The organism is Streptomyces sp. NPDC002784, assembly GCF_053592135.1.
The window spans coordinates 1-5,942 of sequence record NZ_JBSFVD010000080.1 but is presented as its reverse complement, the minus strand read 5'-3'; the positions used below and the strand labels follow the sequence as shown (position 1 = coordinate 5,942).

At 68.4% G+C, this 5,942-nt stretch carries 5 protein-coding genes and 3 pseudogenes; 3 read left to right on the top strand and 5 right to left on the bottom strand.

Going from position 1 to position 5,942, the window contains the following annotated elements; translation table 11 throughout:
* Positions 1-458, top strand: a pseudogene (locus tag ACWD1Z_RS36255) (cation:proton antiporter); the annotation flags it as partial.
* Between the two features lie 617 nt (positions 459-1,075).
* On the opposite strand, the gene ACWD1Z_RS36250 reads toward ACWD1Z_RS36255, so the two are convergent.
* From ACWD1Z_RS36250 to ACWD1Z_RS36240, 3 genes are all read right to left on the bottom strand, one after another.
* The gene (locus ACWD1Z_RS36250; protein WP_451124992.1) at positions 1,076-2,509 is read right to left on the bottom strand and encodes a flotillin family protein; all 1,434 of its coding nucleotides are present in this window, start codon (positions 2,507-2,509) and stop codon (positions 1,076-1,078) included.
* 114 nt (positions 2,510-2,623) lie between these two features.
* Positions 2,624-3,139 carry a hypothetical protein gene (locus ACWD1Z_RS36245; protein WP_451124990.1) on the bottom strand — a complete coding sequence of 172 codons (516 nt, stop codon included), beginning with the start codon at positions 3,137-3,139 and terminating at the stop codon, positions 2,624-2,626.
* A gap of 345 nt (positions 3,140-3,484) precedes the next feature.
* A protein-coding gene (locus ACWD1Z_RS36240; protein WP_451124994.1) for an IS5 family transposase occupies positions 3,485-4,302 on the bottom strand; the annotation gives its coding sequence in 2 pieces (ribosomal slippage) (positions 3,485-3,939 and positions 3,939-4,302; 819 coding nt in all).
* Positions 4,303-4,488: 186 nt separating this feature from the next.
* Between ACWD1Z_RS36240 and ACWD1Z_RS36235 the strand changes: the two genes are divergently transcribed.
* Positions 4,489-4,731, top strand: coding sequence for a DinB/UmuC family translesion DNA polymerase (locus tag ACWD1Z_RS36235; RefSeq protein WP_451124988.1), 243 nt, complete (start codon positions 4,489-4,491; stop codon positions 4,729-4,731).
* A 73-nt stretch (positions 4,732-4,804) separates the two neighbouring features.
* Here ACWD1Z_RS36235 and ACWD1Z_RS36230 read toward each other — a convergent pair whose 3' ends face one another.
* Entirely contained in the window at positions 4,805-5,305 is a 501-nt protein-coding gene (locus tag ACWD1Z_RS36230; protein ID WP_451124986.1) for a hypothetical protein, read from the bottom strand.
* Between the two features lie 3 nt (positions 5,306-5,308).
* Positions 5,309-5,461 (bottom strand): annotated as a pseudogene (locus ACWD1Z_RS36225) (ATP-binding protein); the annotation flags it as partial.
* Here ACWD1Z_RS36225 and ACWD1Z_RS36220 point away from each other — a divergent pair.
* Positions 5,409-5,942, top strand: a pseudogene (locus tag ACWD1Z_RS36220) (hypothetical protein); the annotation flags it as partial. The pseudogenes ACWD1Z_RS36225 and ACWD1Z_RS36220 sit on opposite strands and share 53 nt — an antisense overlap.

The following is a 5,942-nucleotide window of genomic DNA, read 5'->3' as shown; positions in this document are numbered from 1 at the left end:
GCGCAGTCGCGCGGCCGCACCACTCGCCGAGCTGGGCAAGTTCGCGGCGCTGCTGGTGTTCGGCGCGCTATTGACGCCGTCGCTCTTCGGCGACCTGTCCTTCGGCGGGTACGTCGCGGTGGTCCTCGCCATCGTGCTGATCCGTCCGGCGTCGCTGCTGCTGTCGCTGATCGGCACGCGGTTCACCCGGCAGGAAAAGCTGGTCGCGGCCTGGTTCGGGCCGAAAGAGCTTCGCCTCGGTGGTGTACGGGCTGCTCGTCCTGCAGGCCGGGATCCCGCAGGGCCAAAAGGCGTTCACGCTCATCGCCGTGTGCATCGCCTTCTCGATCATCGCGCACAGCTCCACCGACGTACCGATCGCCCGCCTCTTCCACGTCGAGGACCTGGCCGGAATCCCGACCGGCCGCGAAAACGCCGACGCACCTCCCGCGGAAACCCGCACAAATGCGCGCGCGTGACCGTGCCGAGCCGTACCCGGGCGTTCGTCGGCGACGGCGCTCAGGAGGCTGCCCTGGGGGTGGGCCGAAGGAGCGGCGAGACGTGGCCCCGAGCCGTCGGGAGCGTTGACCAGACCGTGTAACTTACCGTCATTCGGGATGTTGTCTGGGTGTTGGCGTAGCCACTCATCACGGCCGCCCGCTGATGGCCCCAGCGTGATCGCCTGCCTGTGCTCGCACTGCCCGCTGGTAGAACCGCTCGCCCAGATGTGATCCGGCTACGAGCCCTCCTGCAAACAGCAGGAGCCCAGCCTGCGCCACGTAAACGAGGAAACTGGCGTCCTCTGAGTTCAGGTTGCTCCACCGCAGCAGCGGGCCGATCAGCCCGCGGAGCCAGATCACCAACAGTGCGACGCCCCGGACACGGAGGCTCCATGGGGTCGTGCGGCTGCGGACTCGCTTCGGCGCCCAGCCCCGCAGTGAGGCGACGGCTCGGAAAGCCGCCCCGGCGGCGGAAAATCTGTCCGCTTACCTCATCCGCTTACCTCAAGTGTGGTGCCAGACAGCAGAACCGCCTTCTCGCGTGAGCCCGGGCGGTTCGGGGCCCGCCCGGGCTCACTCTCTACTTGATGTCGGCGTCAGCCGGTGATCTCGACCTTCCCGTTGGCCGCGGTGGGCGCCGTCGTCGCGGGCTGCGCACCACCAGCCCGCCCAGTGATGCCCTTCAGCAGCTCGGCAATGTCGACTCCGGTGGTGGAACCGAGGAGTTCGAGGCCCTGGGCGACGTTGTCGGCGACCGTGCGCGAGAGCTGGCTGGCGCCGTCGGTGGAGATCACGGTCATCTTGTCGATCGCGCTGAGCGGTTCGGACGCCTTGGCAACGACCTGCGGCAGCACCTCCACCAGCATCTGCAGGACGGCGGCGTCGCCGTACTGGGCGAAGGCGTCGGCCTTCTTCTGCATCGCATCGGCCTCAGCTGCCCCCTTGGCAGCGATCGCGGCGGCCTCCGCCTCACCCTCAATGCGTACGGCGTCGGCCAGCGCGGCGCGGTGCGCTTTCTCGCCCTCACCGGTCAGCCTGGAGCGCTGGGCGTCCGCCTCGGCCTCCTTGACCTGGGCGATACGGCGGGCCTCGGCCTCCTGCTCGGCCTGGTAGCGGGCGGCGTCGGCGGGCTTGCGGATCCTGGAGTCCAGCTCGCGGTCGGTGAGCGCGGCCTGGCGCTCGGCGACCTTCTCCTGCTCGCTCAGCACATCCTGCTGCCGGGCGGCCTCGGCCAGCGGGCCCGCGGCCGCGGCACGCGCCGCCGCCTCGTCCGTCTCGGCCTTGATCTCGGCCTGCTTCAGCGCGAAGGTCCGCTGGGCGATCGCGATCTCTTCCTCAGCTTTCAGCCGGGCCTGCTCGGAAGCGCGCCGTGCGACGGCCTCGGCGATGTCGGCCTCCTGCTTGGCGCGGGCGGCCTCGGGCCGGCCGAGGTCCTCCAAGTAGGAGCCCTCGGTGGTGATGTCCTGGATCTGGAAGGCGTCCAGCACCAGCCCCTGCCCGGACAGGCTCGCCTCGGCCTCCTCGGCGACCTGCCCGGCGAACGCGGCCCGGTCGCGGATGATGTCCTCCACTGACATCCGGCCGACGATGGAGCGCAGCGCGCCGGAGAGGACCTCCTGGGTGAAGCCGACGATGCCGTTCTGCTGCATGAGGAAGCGCTGGGCGGCCGCGCGGATCGAGTCCTCCGTGCCGCCCACCTTAACGATGGCGACACCTTCGAGATTGACCTTCACACCCCGCAGCGTGACCGCGCCGCGCACCGCGACCGGGATGTGCCGCGAGGACAGGTCGAGCGTGAACTTCTGCTGCACGAACGGCACGACGAAGACGCCGCCGCCGACCACGACCTTCTGCCCGCTGTTATCGGTGAACACCCGCCCCGTCTCGGGGTCGGTGGACTGCTTACCGCGCCGCCCGGTGACGATGAACGCCTCACTCGGACCCGCCACCTTGTAACGGGTGACGACAACCAGGCCGAGCAGCACGAGGAGTATGACGACTCCTATGACGGCGATGACAACTGGACTCATGATGTCTTTCCCCTCAGCCCTCCCAGGGGACGGCAGATCGATACGAGTTCGTGGATGAAGGAGCACCGATGTATCGGCTGTGTCGGTGCTCGATGTGGGGCGCGGCGCGGTGGGTCAGCGTTCTACAGGGCGTACAAAGACCGCTGTCTGCGACAGTGCCTCCTCAACCCAGATTTCGGCGCCCCGCGGCACCGGGCTCGGACTCTTCGCCGCGAGCTTCACCGGTTGCCCGGCCCGGTGGACCAGCACCTCGCCGTAACCCCCGGCCGGAATGGCCGTCACCACTGAGCCCACGGTCCCGATCAGGTCGTCGCCGCGCGGGGCAGCACCGGACCGGTCGCTCAGCAGCGCACGGCTGAGGCGGTAGGCGAGCCAGCCCGTTACGGCCCCGGCGGGCACACCAACCGCGGTGGCCCCGACCGCGCCGAGCCCGGTGGCGCCCAAGACGATCGCGCCGGAAAAGCCGAGCATGGACACAAACCCGGCGATGACCGGGAGCGACAGCCAGCCGTCGAAGAGACCGTCCAGCGCATCGACGCCGTCGAAGAGGCCCTCAAGGACACCGTCGAAGACGAGGGACAGGACGAGCAGTACGACTCCTGCGATGCCGAGACCCAGAAACCAGGCCATCCGCGGCCACCGCCTCTCCCCCACTGTCAACCCAGCCTGTGACCGCAATACTCACAGGTAGCCCGGATGAAAACACTGCCTGGTTCCGGCAACCTTTATGCTCCCTTGATGCCGGTCTCTGCACAGCTCGGCCGGAGTTCGGCGAGCGCCGGGACGGCGGTGCTTGGAACAGGTCTACGGTGTGGCGGGTCGGCCCGTCGGGGGTAGCGGCCGAGGAGCTCGGCGAGCCCCTGCTGGGCCGTCGCCCGTACGAGCCGGTCCTCGGGCCGCAGGACGAATCCGGGGTACCCAGCCCGGGAGGCCGGGTGGGCGACGCGAGGCTGGAGACGCTGCGGGTAAGAGCCCTTAACAAAGGCGTTGTACATGCCGGTGGGTGATCAGGCATGTGGCGAGGCCGAGGAATGCTTCGTGGATGTCGTCGCGTCGTTCCCAGCGGATGCGTAGGCGGCGGAAGCCGTGCAGCCAGGCGATCGTGCGCTCGACCACGTAGCGGAAGATGCCCAGGCCGGAGCCGTGTGGCTGGCCTCGTTCGGCGATGACCGGGCGGATGCCGCGCTCCCAGAGCAGTCGGCGGTACTTGTCGTGGTCGTAGCCGCGGTCAGCGAGGAGCGCGTCGGGCCGGCGTCTGGGGCGGCCGACGACGCCGGCCACGGCAGGGACCATGTCCAGCAAGGGCAGCAACTGCGTGACGTCGTTGCGGTTTCCGCCGGTCAAAGACACTGCGAGCGGGATCCCCTGGCCGTCGGTGAGGACGTGGTGCTTGCTGCCCGGCCGTGCGCGATCGACCGGGCTGGGCCCGCTTTTGGGCCACGCCGAGCTGCCCGCACGTGGGAGGAGTCGATCACCGCCCGCGACCAGTCCAGCTTCTTCGCGGCCCGCAGCTTCTTCAGCAGCACCAGATGCAACTCGTCCCACACACCGGCTTCGTTCCAGGCGGCCAGGCGCCGCCAGCACGTCATGCCGGAACCGAAGCCCAACTCCTGGGGCAGGTACTCCCATTGAATGCCGGTGTGCAGCACGAACAGGATCCCGCACAAAGCCTGCCGGTCCGGTACCCGCGGCCGGCCCTCCACCAGCTTCGGACCCGGCTCAGGCAACAACGGCTCGATGAGCGACCACAGTTCATCCGACACGATCCAGGGCCGCGACTGTCGTTTCCCCACGAGCAGAACAACGACCACCCACACCGAAAGTCACATGATCAACAACTTCTGTTAGGGCCTCTAAGGCGTGCGCATGGGCGGCGCGCAAAGTGCGGCAGACGGCGGTGGCGAAGTCATCGTCGTACGGCCGCAGCACGACACACGCAGGACTTGACCAAACGGCCATACAGGGCGGCTTCGAGGTTGATGGTGTCGGACTCGTCGGCGGCGGCATCCAATGCGGTGCGGGCCCTCGTCACCACCACCGGCCTGACCTGCACCATCCACTACGCCGACCAGAGCTCCACCCGCCGCAGCCGCACCCTGCCCGAAGCGACCCAGCACACCGTCCCCCTGGCCCGCACCGCGTACGCCATCTACGACTCCCTCGGCCTGCAGCGCGCCATCGAGCGCGAGCCCCGCAGAGCACGCGGGATCCGGCTCAGATGACGATCGATACGCCTGTGGTTTCGCAAGCCAGAGTGGGCAACGTTTGTCGATGGTTTCGGGCAGCACTCAGCGGTCACGTCACTCGTGAATGTTGATGACAACTGGGAACACTCGGCTGGCTCGAGCCCTGGAAGACTCGGTGCTGCGGCTCGCCAAGATCTACGTGAGGAAGGAACCCGGGGGTATCGATCTCGGGCTCGCGGGCGCTATGTACGAGCCAGCTGGCCGAGGCGATTGAAACGACCCAGAGAAGGATGAGCAGTGTGGTGTCCAGCCACGGAACATAGGAGAGGTGACCACACTGCTCAGATGCCACGATCCCGCCCTCGATGACTGTGGTGCATCGCTCGGGCGAGAACGTCAGAAAGATCGGCACGGCCAGCCCTCCGGGGATGAGGACGGTGCCGACGACTTTGTCCCGCAGCTGCCAATGGTCTGAGGTCCACAGAAGAAGCACTCCGACCAGCCAGCCGACCACGAAGAGCAAGGCCCCGAGCTGGAGAAGCAAGACTGTTGCCAGGTTTGTCCAGCCCTGCCGCTGTCGTGAGAAAGCCGGTAACTGCATCTGGGTCACGAGTTACTCCCCGTCCTGGCCTCGGGCTGCTCGGGTCTGGGCAAGGCGGTAGGACTCGGTGCCAGTCTCGATGATGTTCCCGCCGAAGGTAAGCCTGTCGACGATGGCCGCGCAGAGTCGCGGATCGGTGAGCGTCCTGGTCCAGCCGCCGAACGACACGGAGTCCGACCATGGAGATGATCCGATGAAGCGCCGCAACCTGCTGCGCGGCGCGCTCGCCGCCGGCCTCACCGCTCCGGCACTCGCCGCCCTGACCGCCGCCCGGACCGACGTCGATCAAACCCTTTCCCCCGATCCGCCCCACAACCTCGCCGACTTGGAGGCAGCGGCTGAGAGCTACGGGTACGGCTACCACGGACAAGCACCCACCCGCGTCCTGGCCGACCTGGTCACCGACTTCACGACCCTGCGTCCGCTGCTCACCGTCCCGCAGCCCGCCCCGGTCCGGGCAAGGTTGTGCCGGACGGCCGGGCAGATGGCCGGGATGACCGCGATCGTCTTACACGACCTGGGCAGCCGCCGGAAATCCCGCGCCTGGTTCGCCACCGCCGCCCGGGCCGCCGCCGAATCCGGCGACGACCAGCTGTACGGCTGGGTCCGGGCGCGCGAGGCGATGGTCCCGCTCAACTGCGGCGCC